Annotated in this window: 19 protein-coding genes; 6 read left to right on the top strand and 13 right to left on the bottom strand. The window is 63.0% G+C overall.

The genetic code is table 11. From position 1 onward, the window contains the following. Positions 1-14: 14 nt before the first annotated feature. From QZ408_RS01375 to QZ408_RS01325, 11 genes are all read right to left on the bottom strand, one after another. A complete protein-coding gene (locus QZ408_RS01375; RefSeq protein WP_292489049.1) occupies positions 15-668 on the bottom strand; it encodes an energy-coupling factor transporter transmembrane component T in 654 nt (217 codons plus the stop codon). Then, a complete protein-coding gene (locus tag QZ408_RS01370; RefSeq protein WP_292489047.1) occupies positions 650-1,342 on the bottom strand; it encodes an ATP-binding cassette domain-containing protein in 693 nt (230 codons plus the stop codon). The genes QZ408_RS01375 and QZ408_RS01370 overlap by 19 nt, the downstream gene beginning before the upstream one ends. Before the next feature lie 2 nt (positions 1,343-1,344). After that, complete coding sequence (locus QZ408_RS01365; protein ID WP_292489045.1) at positions 1,345-2,016, bottom strand: energy-coupling factor ABC transporter ATP-binding protein; 672 nt, start codon at positions 2,014-2,016, stop codon at positions 1,345-1,347. Next, positions 2,013-2,522 carry a biotin transporter BioY gene (locus tag QZ408_RS01360; RefSeq protein ID WP_292489043.1) on the bottom strand — a complete coding sequence of 170 codons (510 nt, stop codon included), beginning with the start codon at positions 2,520-2,522 and terminating at the stop codon, positions 2,013-2,015. The genes QZ408_RS01365 and QZ408_RS01360 overlap by 4 nt, the downstream gene beginning before the upstream one ends. Positions 2,523-2,594: 72 nt before the next feature. After that, a complete protein-coding gene (locus QZ408_RS01355) occupies positions 2,595-3,575 on the bottom strand; it encodes a biotin--[acetyl-CoA-carboxylase] ligase (protein WP_292489041.1) in 981 nt (326 codons plus the stop codon). 5 nt (positions 3,576-3,580) lie between these two features. Then, positions 3,581-4,003 carry a DUF2111 domain-containing protein gene (locus QZ408_RS01350; protein ID WP_292489239.1) on the bottom strand — a complete coding sequence of 141 codons (423 nt, stop codon included), beginning with the start codon at positions 4,001-4,003 and terminating at the stop codon, positions 3,581-3,583. A gap of 31 nt (positions 4,004-4,034) precedes the next feature. Continuing rightward, the gene (locus tag QZ408_RS01345; RefSeq protein WP_292489040.1) at positions 4,035-4,613 is read right to left on the bottom strand and encodes a hypothetical protein; all 579 of its coding nucleotides are present in this window, start codon (positions 4,611-4,613) and stop codon (positions 4,035-4,037) included. Then, on the bottom strand, positions 4,610-6,046 hold the full coding sequence (locus QZ408_RS01340; RefSeq protein ID WP_292489038.1) for an RtcB family protein: 1,437 nt from the start codon (positions 6,044-6,046) through the stop codon (positions 4,610-4,612). Before QZ408_RS01340 ends, QZ408_RS01345 begins: the two co-directional genes overlap by 4 nt. Positions 6,047-6,055: 9 nt before the next feature. Then, a complete protein-coding gene (locus tag QZ408_RS01335; RefSeq protein WP_292489036.1) occupies positions 6,056-6,463 on the bottom strand; it encodes an archease in 408 nt (135 codons plus the stop codon). A 3-nt stretch (positions 6,464-6,466) separates the two neighbouring features. Continuing rightward, on the bottom strand, positions 6,467-6,736 hold the full coding sequence (locus tag QZ408_RS01330; RefSeq protein ID WP_292489034.1) for a hypothetical protein: 270 nt from the start codon (positions 6,734-6,736) through the stop codon (positions 6,467-6,469). 50 nt (positions 6,737-6,786) lie between these two features. Further along, positions 6,787-7,101, bottom strand: coding sequence for a DUF2551 domain-containing protein (locus QZ408_RS01325; RefSeq protein WP_292489032.1), 315 nt, complete (start codon positions 7,099-7,101; stop codon positions 6,787-6,789). A 369-nt stretch (positions 7,102-7,470) separates the two neighbouring features. Between QZ408_RS01325 and QZ408_RS01320 the strand changes: the two genes are divergently transcribed. The 5 genes from QZ408_RS01320 (at position 7,471) to QZ408_RS01300 (ending at position 12,154) form a co-directional block, all read left to right on the top strand. Next, a complete protein-coding gene (locus QZ408_RS01320) occupies positions 7,471-8,325 on the top strand; it encodes a protein translocase subunit SecF (protein WP_292489030.1) in 855 nt (284 codons plus the stop codon). Continuing rightward, positions 8,322-9,782 (top strand): preprotein translocase subunit SecD, encoded by a 1,461-nt coding sequence (locus tag QZ408_RS01315; RefSeq protein ID WP_292489028.1) that lies wholly within the window; start codon positions 8,322-8,324, stop codon positions 9,780-9,782. The genes QZ408_RS01320 and QZ408_RS01315 overlap by 4 nt, the downstream gene beginning before the upstream one ends. 158 nt (positions 9,783-9,940) lie before the next feature. Continuing rightward, on the top strand, positions 9,941-10,228 hold the full coding sequence (locus QZ408_RS01310; RefSeq protein WP_292489237.1) for a thioredoxin domain-containing protein: 288 nt from the start codon (positions 9,941-9,943) through the stop codon (positions 10,226-10,228). Then, positions 10,225-10,875, top strand: a complete 651-nt coding sequence (gene npdG / locus QZ408_RS01305) for an NADPH-dependent F420 reductase (RefSeq protein ID WP_292489026.1) — start codon at positions 10,225-10,227, stop codon at positions 10,873-10,875. The genes QZ408_RS01310 and npdG overlap by 4 nt, the downstream gene beginning before the upstream one ends. A gap of 748 nt (positions 10,876-11,623) precedes the next feature. Beyond that, positions 11,624-12,154 (top strand): aldolase, encoded by a 531-nt coding sequence (locus tag QZ408_RS01300; RefSeq protein WP_292489024.1) that lies wholly within the window; start codon positions 11,624-11,626, stop codon positions 12,152-12,154. Here the strand turns inward: QZ408_RS01300 and aglJ are convergent. Beyond that, positions 12,137-13,063: an S-layer glycoprotein N-glycosyltransferase AglJ gene (gene aglJ, locus QZ408_RS01295; protein ID WP_292489022.1), complete on the bottom strand. Its 927-nt coding sequence runs from the start codon at positions 13,061-13,063 to the stop codon at positions 12,137-12,139. The two genes, QZ408_RS01300 and aglJ, sit on opposite strands and share 18 nt — an antisense overlap. Positions 13,064-13,102: 39 nt before the next feature. Between aglJ and QZ408_RS01290 the strand changes: the two genes are divergently transcribed. Continuing rightward, a complete protein-coding gene (locus tag QZ408_RS01290) occupies positions 13,103-13,684 on the top strand; it encodes a DUF99 family protein (protein ID WP_292489020.1) in 582 nt (193 codons plus the stop codon). On the opposite strand, the gene QZ408_RS01285 is transcribed toward QZ408_RS01290, so the two are convergent. Continuing rightward, the gene (locus QZ408_RS01285) at positions 13,674-14,120 is read right to left on the bottom strand and encodes a universal stress protein (RefSeq protein ID WP_292489018.1); all 447 of its coding nucleotides are present in this window, start codon (positions 14,118-14,120) and stop codon (positions 13,674-13,676) included. The two genes, QZ408_RS01290 and QZ408_RS01285, sit on opposite strands and share 11 nt — an antisense overlap. Positions 14,121-14,146: the final 26 nt, after the last annotated feature.

Raw genomic sequence — 14,146 nt, 5'->3', positions numbered from 1 at the left:
AGCCTCTAAAAAATTCACTGTAATAATATAAAAACATCTCGAACGGGTAGGCAGGATAAAAGCCCGAGTATCACCGCCGATAAGGATGCCAGAATGTCTCGCGGGTCTGTTTTGAACCGGGGACATATCCGCCCGCCGAGCGTGTATCCCCGTACCACCAGCAGTCTGGCGACTTCGTCGGCCCTCCGGATCTGGGTGACGATGAGGAGGACTGCGATCGGCACGATCGAGCGGGCGCCGATCGGGACCCCCTTGAGCGCCAGTGCAACCCGCATCTGATCGATCTCCTGCCGGATCACGAGGAGCCCGGTAAGCCCCATCTCGGCGATGAGCCCGATCTCGAACCCGATCCGTCTCCCGAGCCCCCAGACCGCCACGGCAAGCACCTCTCCTTCCTCCGTCTCGGCATACGCCCACGCGGCAAGGAGCAGGACCGCGACCATCCGGACCAGGTAGGAGAGACCGGGGCCGCCCCCCCACGCTGAGAAGAGCGCTGTTACGGCGATCATCGCGATGAGGGAGAGGAGCACTCCGGGCCGCGGGAGAGCCTTTGTGCGCGGCGTGAAGACGAGCCACCAGGCCAGGGCGGCGACGGCGCCCGTCGTGCTCGCGAACGCAGAAAGCGAGAGGACCACGGTGGAGAGAAGCCTCAGCCTTGGATCCTGCATATCGCCTCCCGCGCGTCTTCGAGCCTGATGTTCTCCGGGCGGGCGCCCTGGTCGAGGGCATAGAGAAGATAGGGCGGGGCGTGCCGCCACCGCGGGATCGCGCCGGGCACGCTGCCGAGGGCGGTCAGGGTCCCGCCCTCCATCTCCCAGATGGCGTCCACCCGGGGGAGGACCGCGCGCTCGTGCGAGAAGATGATGGTGATCCCCCGGTCCCTCTCCTCGATCATCCTGCAGGCCTTCCGTTTGGCGGCGCAGTCGAGCGAGCTGAACGGTTCGTCCAGCATCAGCAGGTCCGGGTCCCGCATGATCGTGCAGGCCAGGATCAACCGCTTCAGTTCGCCGCGGGAGAGGTGGAACGGGTCATCATCGCCGCGCCCGGCAAGGTCCGCCCGTGCGAGCACGTCGTCCGGCGCGAGCCCCCAGGACCCGGCCTCTTCGGCAACGGTTGGGCAGGTGACGTGGTATTCGGGGAACTGCAGCAGGAGCAGGGCCGACGTTATCCCCTGCCGCCGGACCGATCCGCTCCCGGGATGGAGGAGCCCGGCGAGCAGGAGGGCGAGCGTCGATTTCCCGCTCCCCACCGCCCCGCTGACCAGATGCACACCCTCGTCGAAGGAGCCGCTGCCCCGGAGGGTGAACGGGCCCCGGGAGAGGAGAGTATCCTCAAGATCCACCCTCACCGGCGGATCCTCCACATCGTGGGGTAGAAACACGTCTCCTCGAGCTGCGCGAAGACCTCTTCGGGCGTGCCGTGGTGCCGGATCGTCCCGCCCGCCATGAAGATGACGTAGTCAGCGCTAGCTGCGAGATCCATCGACTGCGTGCACCAGAGCACGTGGACCGCCGTGCTCTTCCTCACGGCGCTCTGGATGCGCGCGGTCGTCCCGGCGTCCAGGTGCGAGTCGGCCTCGTCCAGGATGAGCACCTCGGGGTCGTCGACATCTGCGGCGGCCAGCGCAACGAGAGCCTTTTCGCCCCCCGAGAGGGCCGATATCTTCTTATCAAGGAGGTGCAGGATGCCGATTGTCCCGGCGACTGCCCTGACCCGCTCATCCGTCTCCGGGCAGGAGCGGTGACGGAACCGGGGGGACGACGCGATCTCATCGTATACCCGGGAGAAAAGAAGCGCCCGGTCGGGGAACTCCCCCACCCACCCGATCCTCACGGCGGACGGCGGCCTCCCGGAGAGCCGGACCGTACCCGCAGAGGGTTCCTCGATGCCGGAACAGACGGCAAGAAGCGTCGTCTTGCCGCTCCCGTTCGGTCCGATCACGGCGATGTGGCTCGCGTCCACCGCCAGATCGGGGATATCGATGATCCGGTGCCGCAGGTTGACGATCCGGATCATGCCACCCGTCTTCCTATAGTGTACGCCGCGAGGACCTTCACGACCTCTCCGGCGATGAACGGGGCGACCCCGAGCAGGACCGCCTGGACGGGCGAGAGCGACGCCGAGTAGGCGAGCCATGCCACACCGAAGAGGTAGGTCGTGAAGGTCGCTGCAATCAGACCAAAAGCCCGGTATCTCATCGACTGCCGTTCGTAGGCAAGCCCGGCGATGAGGGCGGCGGGGATGAAACCGATCAGGAACCCTCCCGTGGGGCCGAGAAGGACCCCGGGGCCCGCCGTGCCGTTGTGAAAGACCGGGAGGCTCATCGCCCCGAGGAGGACGTAGAGGGCGACGGGGATCACGGCATACCGCTTCATGACGACCCCGGCGAGGAGCACAAAGAGCGTCTGGAGCGTTATCGGGACCGGGGGCAGCGGTATGGATATCCAGCTCCCGGCAGCGATGAGCGCAACGAATGTGCCGCTGTAAGCAAGGACCTGGGCGCGGTGTTTCATGTAAACCATCTTACGTTGGCGGGTTGACGATAAAAATCCTGTCAACCAAAAAATTATTGGGGGTCGACATGACCCGGAACGCTAGAGCTGGAAGCAGTCGCCGGCGATAACCCGCTCTATTCTCCCGTTATCCTTGCGGATGATCAGGGCGCCGTGGTCGTCGATATCGATCGCCACCCCTTCAAAGGTCTTGTTGATGGTCCTGATGGCCACCCGCTGGTCGAGCGTCAGGGAGAGGCTCTTCCACTCGCGGATGATGGAGTCGTACTCGCCATCCTCGAGCTGCTGGTAGCGCAGTTCAAACTCCCGCAGGACCCGGGCAAGAAGCGCCACGCGGTCGACTTCGTGACCGACCTCCGCCTCGAGCGAGGTCACCGTATCTTTCAGGTTCGGCGGGAGGTCGGCAAGCGATATGTTTGCGTCGATCCCTATCCCGAGAAGGCCGTAATGGACGGTATCCGCCTCCGCGGCGAGTTCCAGGAGCAGCCCGCCGACCTTCTTATCCCCGGCGAAGATGTCGTTGGGCCACTTGATGAGCGCACTGATGTTGTACTCTTTCCTGATGGCGCGGGCGATCGCGATCGCCCCGGCCATGGTGATCATGAAGAGGTGGTCGAGGGGTATCTTCGGTTTCAAGACGATGGTGATCCAGATGCCGCCGGCAGGCGAGACCCAGGCGCGCCCGAGCCTGCCGACCCCGCCGGTCTGCTCTTCGGCGATGATCACCATGCCGTGCAGTTTCTCGGGATCGGTCTCGCTTGCAAGCTGCTTTGCGACCCAGCTCGTCGAGGCGGTGCGATCGAAGTGGCGGATCTGCTTTCCGATGAACCGGGTGCGGAGCCGTTTATGGATCTCGTACGGGAGGAGTTTACTGGTCGTCGACTCAAGGCGATAACCCTCTGCGCGGGACGATGCAATGCCGTATCCCAGCCGCCGGAGTTCCCGCACCTGTTTCCAGACGGCCGATCGAGTGATACCCAGTTGCTCTGCGATCCGCTCGCCCGATATCGGGCCGGGAGATTCCTCGAGAATCTTCAGTACATTGATTGCCGTGTCCTTCATGTGCATTACCTTTTCGCTGCAGGCGACTCAGTCGGGAGCGGGCACGGGTCCTCGCCGCATACCTGCTTCCTGACTCCCGCGTTCTGCTCCATAAAGCCCGCCAGATCAAAGATGCCGGTCACATCGACGATGCCGATCGCACCGATAGCCCCGCCGTTGCCGTCTCTCACCGGCGCTACCACCACCGGAATGCCCCGGTAAGGGCCTGTGGGGGGTCTGACCCGCTTCACCGTGTTTTCGGCCAGGACCTCCTCGAGGATGGGGCCCGTGTAGGCCTGGTCGATGACCTTCCCTTCCTCGATCCTGATCCCCGGATGATCACGGGACCGCGCCGTGACGGGCAGACGGCCGAGCAGATCATGGATGCACATCATGACGGGAGCGAGATCGCGCGCTGTCGAGGAGGCAGAGATGACGTATTGCTCCATGGCCATATCCATACTTTTCATCATGTTATAGCTAGAATAAGGTTTCCCTCTCGCCGCAGGCGAACTCCCTGATGAATTCGCGCGACGGGTATTCATGGATGCTGGAGATCAGGATCATGCCGTCGCCGATCGCTTTTCCGACGAGAAGCGCCTCGCCGGCCGCCGAGGCGGCAAGGGTTTCACCCCCGTGGGCAGGGAAGGACCCGTCGCATTCGACGGCGGCAGGATCGTACCCCGCAAGCAGGGAGGCGTACCGGCTCTCCCCGGCGAACCGGACGGCACGCGGCCCGTATCCGAACGAGTAGGTCACTGGGAACGGGAGCCAGTCGTAGGCGTCTTCCCGCGGGCACCCCGCGCCGAAGGCGAGCAGCCGCCCCCCGTTCTCGACGAAACGCCGGATGCGCCCCTCGGAGGCCCGGAGTGCCGGGAGGAGGTTTGAGTAGGCCGGGTTTGCAAACCCGGTCGGCACGATGAGCGCAACAAACCGCCCCCGCCAGAAGGGGGAGGCGAGCATGTAGGGGTTGACCATCTCGCAGCAGGCGCCGCAATCCTCGATAAGCCGCGAGAACATGAGAGGGCTGTCCCAGAGCAGCCCGACCCTGCAGGTCACCCCTTGATCACCCCGAGCGGGTTTAACCGGGCGACGATGCCCGACAGACCCGCTTCGTGTACGACGCGCACCACTTCATGGCTCGGCTTATACACCTCGGGCGCCTCCTCCGCGAGGACGGAGTCGTGGGAAGCACGCACCAGGATGCCTTCTTCTGCAAGTTGCAGCCGGAGTTCCTTCCCCCGGACCTCTTTCTTCGCCTTCGACCGGCTGAGCACCCGGCCGGCGCCGTGGCAGGTGCTCCCCCAGGTCTTCTGCATCGCGGTCGTCGTGCCGTGGAGGAGGTAGGAGGACGTCCCCATGCTCCCGGGGATGAGGACCGGCTGCCCGACCGCGGCATACGCGTGGGGGATCCCCGGGGCGCCCGGCCCGAACGCCCGCGTCGCGCCTTTGCGGTGGACGCAGACCTCCGCCTGCGCGCCGTCGACGTCGTGGCGCTCGAACTTGGCGACGTTGTGCGCGACGTCGTAGACGAGCCGCATCTCGTCGTAGTCGATCCCGTACATCTCCGCAAAGACCTTCCGGGCCTCGTGCATGATGACCTGCCGGTTTGCCCAGGCGTAGTTTGCAGCAGAGGCCATGCCGCCGTAGTAAGCGCGGCCTTCCGGGGAGTCGACCGGAGCGCAGGCGAGCTGCCGGTCGGGGAGTTGTATCCGGTACTTCCCGAGCGCGCTCTCGAGTATCCGTAAGTGGTCGGTGGCGACCTGGTGGCCGAGACCCCGTGAACCGCAGTGGACCATGAAACAGACCTGCCCCTCGACAATCCCGAAGACCCGTGCCGCCTCCGGGTCGACGATCTCCTTCACCACCTGGATCTCGAGGAAGTGGTTGCCGGCGCCGAGCGTCCCGAGCTGCGGCGCGCCCCGCTGGCGCGCCTTGGCGCTGACCGCGTCCGGGTCCGCACCCGGCATCGCGCCTTCTTCCTCACACCGGGCAAGGTCCGCCCCGGTGCCGAACCCGCGTTCAACCGCCCACCGCGCGCCGTTCACCATGACCTCGGAGAGCTCCCTGTTCGAGACCCGCAGGGTGCTCTTTGCACCCACGCCCGTCGGCACGGCGGCAAAAAGCCTCTCGATCAGGTCCCGTTTCCTGCCGGCGAGATCAGCCTCGGAGAGAGGCGTCGTGATCAACCGGACGCCGCAGTTGATGTCGAACCCGACCCCGCCGGGCGATATGACGCCCTCGGTCATGTCGAACGCCGCGACACCGCCGATGGGAAACCCGTACCCCCAGTGGATATCGGGCATGGCAAGTGAATGTTTCACAATCCCGGGCAGGGTTGCGACGTTCGCGAGCTGGCGGACGGCCCCTTCCTCGAGCGTCTCCGCGAGGGCCCGGGAGAGGAAGAAACGTCCCGGTACCCGCATGTTGGCGACGTATCCGATGGGGACCTCCCACTCGAGGTCTCCGATCTTATTGATTCCTTCAAGCATATCGATCCCTCAGATATCGAAGATGATATCCACAGCATAGGCCTCCTCTTCTTTAACGATTTCGAGCCCGAAGTAGGATATTCCCTTGATAAGCGCCCCTGCGGAGTGCCGCGCGGGGTCGAAGGGTTCGCCCCTGGCGGTTGCGGAGAGCCGGGTGCCCTGGATATCGAGATCAAAGGTGCAGAAGACGATGTTCTCGACGTCGGTGATGAAGAGCAGTTCCGAGAGGTAGTCGATGAGGAGGGATTCAAGGTCCTCCGCCTCAAGGGAGAACCGTCGTTCGACACCCCGGTCCTCGCAGGGGCCGTACATCACGTGGAACATGGCCCGGCCTGCGTCGGCGAAGAGCTCCGTTATGGTTGCGCCCCGTACCCGCATGAGGACGTCGGCGGTATGGTCCAGTTCTTCAAAACTCATGGCTTAAAAATCTTCAAAGAATATGGGAATCATGCCCCGGTGGATGGCGTCGACGTAGCGCGCCTGGTACTTCGAGATGTAGACGGTATAGTCGCCGACCGGGACCTGCAGGTCGGTCGGTTTGGGCGGTTTCACCGACGTCGGCAGGAGAATCGGGCCGCTGCAGGACGTGCTGACCCGGAAATCGCGTTTCCTCTGGAGGATGTATGACCGGACGTCGTCTGTGACGTATATGCTCCGTGACTGTCCCGGCTCCCTGGTATCGCTCTGCATGGTAGTCCTTCATGTTGGTTCTGGGTAAAAAAAAGGGTATGGTTTTGAATCTATGTGGTCACCAGGATGTTTGCCACCACATCCACGTACTGGTCCTTCAACTCGTAGATCGTGTTCGTTCCGTCCGCGTTCCGTCTCACATGCAGGATGCCTATCCGGGACGCGATGATGCCTACCATGGATGCGACGGAGTGGTAACTGATGGAGAACTGCTCCTGCAACCTCCCGTAGATCTGGGGTATGGTCAGGGATTTCACTTTTACGAAGAGTTTGAGCAGTTCGTGCCGGATTCCGTCCCGGTCCCGTGAGAGATAACCTTTGAGTCGAGCTTCTATCTCATTTTTGAGCTCATAGGGTGATCTCATATGTGCTTGTGATTCGGTATTTTATATATATCTTTTCTTTTCGCTCATTTAATCGGAGATTATGCCAGGAGGACGACAATTGTCTGACAGAATGGGATGCGGGCGGTTATGGAAACCCCGTTAACCTTAACAGTGCCTATCCGGGGTCAAATCCCCGTTTCAGGCGATATCTGCCCGCATGGTTCCCTCCCCGGCGCACCCTCCCGCAGTGCCGCCGCCGGAGCGGACGACAGGGGGATCTATGGGGCGCCCGGACCCCCTCCTCCGGGGGGTATCGGGACAATGCAGCCCCACAGCGAGAGAAACCCGATTCCCGCCTTATATCCATGAGCAACCCTTTAACCTATCACAATCGTACACTAATACAGCATGGAATTTGCCAGATACGACATCAACAAATACTCTCCGCGGCAGATGGTAGCGCTGCCCCTCGTTCTCCTCCTCCTTGCCGGGATCGTGCTTGGCTACACCACGCTCACCACCGGCCTGCCCTTGAAACCGGGCATCGACTTTGCGGGAGGAACGGCGGTCACCGCATTCACCTCTGACAGCAGAGAGACAATAGAGGCGACATTCGCCGGGTACCCGCTTCTATCGGTGGGTGAGGGGATCGGCGGCGGGAAGTACATCCAGTTCGGCCCCATGGACGACGCCCGGTACCAGAGCCTCGTTGCGCTCATCAACGAGAAGTATCCCGATGCAAAGGTGGACCAGATCGGCGAGACGTTCGGGAAGACGCTCCAGGGCCAGGCTTTCCTCGCCCTGCTCTTCTCGTTCATCGGGATGTCCGTCGTGGTCGTCATAGCGTTCCGGAACCTGGTACCGGCGGGTGCGGTCGTCCTGTCGGCCTTTGCCGACATCGCCGTCACCGCCGCGATCATGCAGATCATCGGCATCCCGCTCTCCCTCGGGACGACGGCGGCCCTGCTGATGCTGATCGGCTACTCCGTCGACAGTGATATCCTGCTGACCACGCGCCTCCTGAAGCGCAAGGGGAAGCTTGACGAGAAACTCGCCGGGGCCTTCAGGACCGGGATCATCATGACGACCACGACGCTTGCGGCCATCGCCGCCATGTGGGTCGTCTCCACGGCGGGGCAGGTCCAGATCATCAGCGAGATCGCAAGCGTCCTCCTCATCGGGCTCTTCGTCGACCTGATGAATACCTGGATGCTGAACGCCGGGATTCTCAAGGAGTACATCCTCAGGGGCGGTAAGAAATGAAGAGCGAAACCATCGTGCACCTCATCAAGGACTGGCGGGTTGCCCTGCTGATCGTGCTGGTCGCCGGCTCCCTCATCGGCATCTACCTCACCCCCCCAAACCCGGCGAACGGGCTTGAGGGGAACCTCCAGTTCGGCCTCGACCTCCAGGGCGGTTCATGGCTGCAGATGGAGTTCCAGTCCGTGGTCGTGGCCTATTCGACCGACAAACCGGTCGGGGACCTCATCGAGAACCTTCAGAAGAGCCTCGAAGCGGACGTCATCCAGATCGACGAAAACCACCTGGAGATCAGAAAGGGCGTCTCGCGCGCCGACCTCGAACCGCTATTCGCAGCATCCGATGCGAAGATCGTCGGCTACCAGGAAGGCGTATCCTCCTTCACCGCAGATGAGGTGAAACGGATCCTCAACGACAAGGTGAATGCCCTCGGTATGCAGGACGCGCGGATCAACCTCCTCACCCCGACGGGAAGCGAGTACCCGCAGTACGTGCGGATAGAACTCGCCGGGGTGGATATGGCGACGGCGCAGGAGATCGTCGGCAAACAGGGTATGTTCGAGATCCGGATCCAGACAACCGGAAACGAGACCGAGCATGTCCTCTACGGGGACCAGATCACCAGCGTCGGCGTGCCGCAGAGGAGCCCCGAGACCCAGGCATGGGGTGTCGGGTTCACGCTCTCCGATGCGGGCGCCCAGGCCTTCCGGGATGCTGCCCTCAGGTATGGGGCGGTCGACAACCCGAACGCTCACAACCTCGTGATGCTCCTCGATAACAAGACCGTCTACAGCGCCCCGCTCTCCGGCGACCTTGCGGCGGGACTCCGGTCGGCCCCGGTCAGGTCGCTCTCCGCGAGCACCGGGACCGGCGATGCGGGGCTTGAGGATGCGATGACGCTCGAGATCCACCTGCGCGCCGGCGCCCTGCCGGTGAAGGTGAACGTCGTCGGATCCGGGTCGGTCCCGGCGGCGCTCGGCGAGCACTTCAAGACGACGGTCGCCATTGCCGGGCTACTCGCGCTCCTCACTGTGGGGGTCGTCGTCTACTACCGGTACCGCGAGCCCTCGATCGTGATCCCGATGCTTGCGATCAACCTCTCCGAGATCATTATCCTGCTCGGCATCGCCCGGTTCATCCAGCAACTCGATCTCGCCTCCATAGCAGGCCTGATAGCAGTGATCGGTACCGGCATCGACCAGCTCGTCATCATCACGGACGAGGTTCTCCACGAAGGGCGTGTCCCATCGCCGAACCTCTACATGAAGCGGTACGGGCGGGCGTTCGGGATCATCGCCATTGCTGCGGCGACGGTCATCATCGCCATGCTCCCGCTGGCGCTGATGGATCTCTCCACCTTGAGAGGATTTGCCATCATCACCATACTCGGCACCATGATCGGTATCCTGGTCACGAGGCCGGCGTACGGGAAGGTTATCATGGAGATCCTCTCAAAATAACAACCCTCCATTTTTCGCCACCAGGCGGGGCTTACTCACGGTACACCAGTCTCACGCCTCCTTTTGCCCGAATCCTGCATACAAAACGCTCTGTTGGCTGCAGAACAACAACCTTTATTGCCCCGTTCACACACAATGTGTGAATGGGGTATAGCCTTATGGGAAAACCGGTTTTAATGGACTTCTTTGCCGAGTGGTGCGGTCCGTGCCACCAGCAGTCACCGATCATCGATGAGCTCAAAAAGAGAATGGGCGACCAGGTCGATATCAGAAAGATCGATGTCGGCGTCGACTCCGAACAGACGCGGCAGTATGCCGCGAAATACGACATTCAGTTCGTACCCACCCTTATCATCGAGAAAGACGGGGTCCTCGTCCGGAAGCTGGTGGGAGTCCAGGACCTCAAGAGTCTTGAGAGCATCTTAAAGCCGCTGGTGGGGCAGTGAAGATCGGCATCGTTGGTGGAACCGGCGATATCGGGGAGGGCATGGCGCTCCGGCTCTCTTCGAAGTACGATGTGATCGTGGGGTCGCGCGAGGAGACAAAGGCGATTGCAACCTGCGAAACCTGCCGGGAGGCCCTGCAGGTGCGGGGTCTGGAATGCAGCCTTGCCGGCGTCACCAACCAGCGTGCGGTCGATGAGGCGGAGATCGTCGTTCTTGCGATACCGTTCAAGCACGTGGCCCCCACCCTGAAATCCCTGACGGGGTTTGAGGAGAAGATCGTCGTCAGTCCCGTCAACCCGATTGAGCGCACGACCTACTTCTACTACGCTCCTCCCCCGGAGGGCTCCGCCGCGGTGATGATCAAGGGGATGCTCCCCGAAAGTGCGACCGTCTGTGCCGCGTTCAACAACATTGCCGCAAACAGGTGGCAGATGCTCGACGAGGAGCTGGACTACTCCGTCGCCGTCTGCTGCGATGACGACGGTGCGAAGCAGACCGTGATGGACCTCATCAACAGCATATCAAGCCTCCGCGCCTATGATGCGGGCCCACTTGCAGCCGCATCCATCGTCGAGAGCGTCACGCCCCTCCTCCTCAACATCGCCCGCTTCAACAGGATGAGGGACGTCGGCATCAGGTTCGTATAAGGTCACGCTATTTTTCCGGTGTCTGTGCGGAAGAGTGCGGGGTCCCCCCTCCCGGCCCGGAAAACCGGCCCGGGGAGATGCCGCTTCCTCCGTCCATCTCCCCTCTCCGCGCAGGGGTGCAGACGGCCGACGGTGGGCCCCGGCATCCGCTGTTTCACACTCTCTTCGCGGACTTCGGGCGAGGCTGCGCCATTGGCCCGTGCGTTCGGCACGAGAGGCCGCGAAAGGGATTGCCAGCAACGATCCGGACGTCGTGTGAGGCTGGTGCATCGATTCTCAATTACCGGCACTACCAACGGAGGAGGGTATCGATCTGTTTCGCACTGCCGGTGAGTTTGCACCCCCGGGCACGGCTTCCCACCGGATATCGCAAGCACTGCCCCCCTGCCCCGGTCCCTCCCCGGCGATAGCCACCACGATCCACTGCACGGGGAGATCCGGGAAGAACCGGATACGGCCTTCCCTGGATATCGCAAACACTGCCCCCGCTCTCCCGGGAGGGGCATGAGAGCGCATAGCGCGGGCGGGGGGGCTGCCGGAGAAGGGCGTATAGGTATCCCCTACGAAGCGGGGGGGGGCTGTCGACCCGATTTGAGAGTGGTGCCGGGCGGGGCGAGGGACGGAGCGGAGTGCCGCCGGGGACGAACTCCGGGGAAATCCCGGCTCCGGCACCTGCCCCCTGCCGGAGGGGCATGCACATATCCCCGGGCACGCCAACGTATTCTGCAAGGAAGTCCGGGTGCAGAAGATGCTTGACCAGGAGTTTGAACGGATAGGAAAACGCCTCTTTCTCGAAGGGCTTGTCGGAGCAAATTTTGGAAACATGAGCATGCGGGCGGAGGGCGGGTTCTCCATCACCCGGACCGGTGCTTACCTCGACGCCCGGGAGACGCCGGCCTATGTGCCTGATGTGGGCGACGCCCCGCGCGAAGCCTCAAGCGAGTACCGGGTTCACCGGGCGGTCTACCGGGTGACACCGCACCACGCGATCGTCCACGCCCACCCGGTCCACGCCGTCGCCGCCTCGCTCGATGCCGACTTCATCCGACCCGCCGACAGCGAGGGAGGGATGCTCTGCCCGGAGATCCCGGTCGTCTCAGGGAACCCGGGAACCGACGAGATCGCACACAACGTCGCGGAAGCGCTCTGTCGCGGCCATATCGTCATCGTCCGGGGACACGGGACGTTTGCCGCCGGAAAAACGCTCGATGAGGCGTACATCTACACGTCGGTCGCCGAGTACGCCTGCCGGATCCTCTTCCTATCGGGGCGGCTTTGAGACGTCCTGCAACTGCTCGATCTGGCGGATCGTCTCGCGGTGGAACCCTAGAAGCATATCGCTGATGACCCCGAACATGAAGATCTGAAACCCTATGGTGATCAGGAGGACCGTGAGGATGGTGAGCGGCAGGTGTTCGATGTTCCTGAGCCATTCAAGGACGACGTAGACGCCGATGACGCCCCCGGCAAGCGATATGAAGAGGCCGATGATCCCGAAGTAAAAGATCGGGTTGTTCATCTTTGCAAGCCGGTATATGGTCGAGAAGATCCTCGCGCCGTCCTGGAGGGGGTTTAACTTGGTGACGGTGCCGGGCCGCGCGAGGTACCGGACCGGGACGACCGCGATCCGCTGCCCGTGCCTCACCGCCTCGACCGCCATCTCCGTCTCGATCTCGAACCCCGCCTCTTTGAGGGTCATCTGCCGGATCGAGGGGAGGGTAAAGGCGCGGTAGCCGGAGAGGATGTCGCGGAGGTCTCTTCCGTGTGCGAGTTTGAACATGAGGTTGAGGATCTGGTTGCCGATGAGGTTTAACCGGGTGAATGCTTTCCCGTCGGGGCTGCCGAGCCGGTCGCCGATGACGTGGTCGAACCCGAGGCCGAGCGGGTCGAGCATCCGCTCCGCATCGTCCGGCGCGTAGGTGCCGTCGCCGTCGAGCATGAGCACGTAGGGCTTATCGATGATCGCCACGGCCTCGATGATGGCGTTGCCCTTCCCCCTGCCCGTCTGTGTCCGGACGACCGCTCCGGCAGACCGGGCGATATCGGGCGTTCCGTCGGTGCTGTTCCCGTCCATGACGAGTACGTGCCGAAAACCACGCTCCTTAAACCCCTTGACCAGTTCAGCGATCGTCGGGGCCTCATTCAGCGTGGGAATGAAGATACAGACCTCATCTCGCTCGATGTTCATCGGTGTACTATATCCGATTGAGCAACATAAGGACTTCGCATGCACGCAGCCAAACCGGGGCTCCGTGCTCTCGGTATCGCCGAGAGCTACTCGGGGCGGGAGCAATCCACCCTTGCCGGCGTCGTGATGCGAAAAGACCTCCTGATCGACGGGGCGGCCTTCACCCGGGTGACTGTCGGGGGGTCGGATGCGACCGATGCGGTCGTCCGGCTTGTTGCCGGTCTTGCACGCCGGGACATCAACCTCCTCATGATCAGCGGGTGCGTCATCGCCTGGTACAACATCATCGATCCGGGGGCGGTGCAGGAGGCGACCGGTTTACCCGTCATCGTCGCCACCTACGAGGAGTCGGAGGGGCTTGCAGACGATATCCGCCACCACTTCCCGGACGATCCCGACCGGCTCGCGGCATACCGGCGGCTCGGCGACCGGACGCCCGTCCGGCTCCATACCGGGTATACGCTCTTCATCCGCCCCTGTGGCATCTCCCCCAGCGATGCGGCAAGGCTCTGCAACGACTTCACGCACGAAGGGCGGGTGCCCGAACCGCTCAGGGTGGCGCGGCTCGTCGCCCGCGGCGTCGTCCGGTCGGCCCTGTGCGGCGGGGTCGTCAGCCCCTGACGATCATGACCGTCGAACTCGCGTGGTCGACGACGTAGGAGCTGACGCTCCCGAGGAAGAAGCGGTCGATCCGGCTCCTGCCGTGTGACCCGACAACGGTCAGGTCGGCGCCGAGTTCCTGCGCCAGTGCGGTTATCCCGGCTCCCGGATGGCCCCTGTGCTTATGGACGGTTATCCGGAGGCCGGCAGCGGCCGCCTGCCGTTCTGCGTCGGCAAGGATCCTGTCCGCCTCCCGTTCGAGCGAATCAAGGAGCGCCTGCCGCGCTATATCGGGGGGCTCGATCTCGTTCGGGGTCAGTACAGGGTATGCTCCGGTCGGGATGACATGCACGACGTGCATGGAGGCCTGCATCGCACGGGCGATCGCCAGCGCCTCTTCGAGTGCACGGTGGCTGATCTCCGACCCGTCGACCGCCGCAAGTATCGTCTTGAACATAACTCTCCTTTAGGCGTGTGCCGGTA

This window comes from Methanoculleus sp. 10 (assembly GCF_913757945.1).
In the GTDB taxonomy this organism is placed as follows: Archaea; Halobacteriota; Methanomicrobia; order Methanomicrobiales; family Methanoculleaceae; genus Methanoculleus.
The sequence above is the reverse complement of the archived record's forward strand: the minus strand, read 5'-3'. Positions and strand labels throughout refer to the sequence as shown.

What these genes read in the sequence shown, in the direction of transcription:
- QZ408_RS01300 (WP_292489024.1), top strand. Translation starts at nt 11,624, where the DNA reads ATGCTTGACCAGGAGTTTGAACGGATAGGAAAACGCCTCTTTCTCGAA.
- QZ408_RS01315 (WP_292489028.1), top strand. Translation starts at nt 8,322, where the DNA reads ATGAAGAGCGAAACCATCGTGCACCTCATCAAGGACTGGCGGGTTGCC.
- QZ408_RS01360 (WP_292489043.1), bottom strand. Translation starts at nt 2,522, where the DNA reads ATGGTTTACATGAAACACCGCGCCCAGGTCCTTGCTTACAGCGGCACA.
- aglJ (WP_292489022.1), bottom strand. Translation starts at nt 13,063, where the DNA reads ATGAACATCGAGCGAGATGAGGTCTGTATCTTCATTCCCACGCTGAAT.
- QZ408_RS01330 (WP_292489034.1), bottom strand. Translation starts at nt 6,736, where the DNA reads ATGCAGAGCGATACCAGGGAGCCGGGACAGTCACGGAGCATATACGTC.
- QZ408_RS01375 (WP_292489049.1), bottom strand. Translation starts at nt 668, where the DNA reads ATGCAGGATCCAAGGCTGAGGCTTCTCTCCACCGTGGTCCTCTCGCTT.
- QZ408_RS01355 (WP_292489041.1), bottom strand. Translation starts at nt 3,575, where the DNA reads ATGAAGGACACGGCAATCAATGTACTGAAGATTCTCGAGGAATCTCCC.
- QZ408_RS01310 (WP_292489237.1), top strand. Translation starts at nt 9,941, where the DNA reads ATGGGAAAACCGGTTTTAATGGACTTCTTTGCCGAGTGGTGCGGTCCG.
- QZ408_RS01340 (WP_292489038.1), bottom strand. Translation starts at nt 6,046, where the DNA reads ATGCTTGAAGGAATCAATAAGATCGGAGACCTCGAGTGGGAGGTCCCC.
- QZ408_RS01325 (WP_292489032.1), bottom strand. Translation starts at nt 7,101, where the DNA reads ATGAGATCACCCTATGAGCTCAAAAATGAGATAGAAGCTCGACTCAAA.
- QZ408_RS01350 (WP_292489239.1), bottom strand. Translation starts at nt 4,003, where the DNA reads ATGGAGCAATACGTCATCTCTGCCTCCTCGACAGCGCGCGATCTCGCT.
- QZ408_RS01335 (WP_292489036.1), bottom strand. Translation starts at nt 6,463, where the DNA reads ATGAGTTTTGAAGAACTGGACCATACCGCCGACGTCCTCATGCGGGTA.
- QZ408_RS01290 (WP_292489020.1), top strand. Translation starts at nt 13,103, where the DNA reads ATGCACGCAGCCAAACCGGGGCTCCGTGCTCTCGGTATCGCCGAGAGC.
- QZ408_RS01320 (WP_292489030.1), top strand. Translation starts at nt 7,471, where the DNA reads ATGGAATTTGCCAGATACGACATCAACAAATACTCTCCGCGGCAGATG.
- QZ408_RS01365 (WP_292489045.1), bottom strand. Translation starts at nt 2,016, where the DNA reads ATGATCCGGATCGTCAACCTGCGGCACCGGATCATCGATATCCCCGAT.
- QZ408_RS01285 (WP_292489018.1), bottom strand. Translation starts at nt 14,120, where the DNA reads ATGTTCAAGACGATACTTGCGGCGGTCGACGGGTCGGAGATCAGCCAC.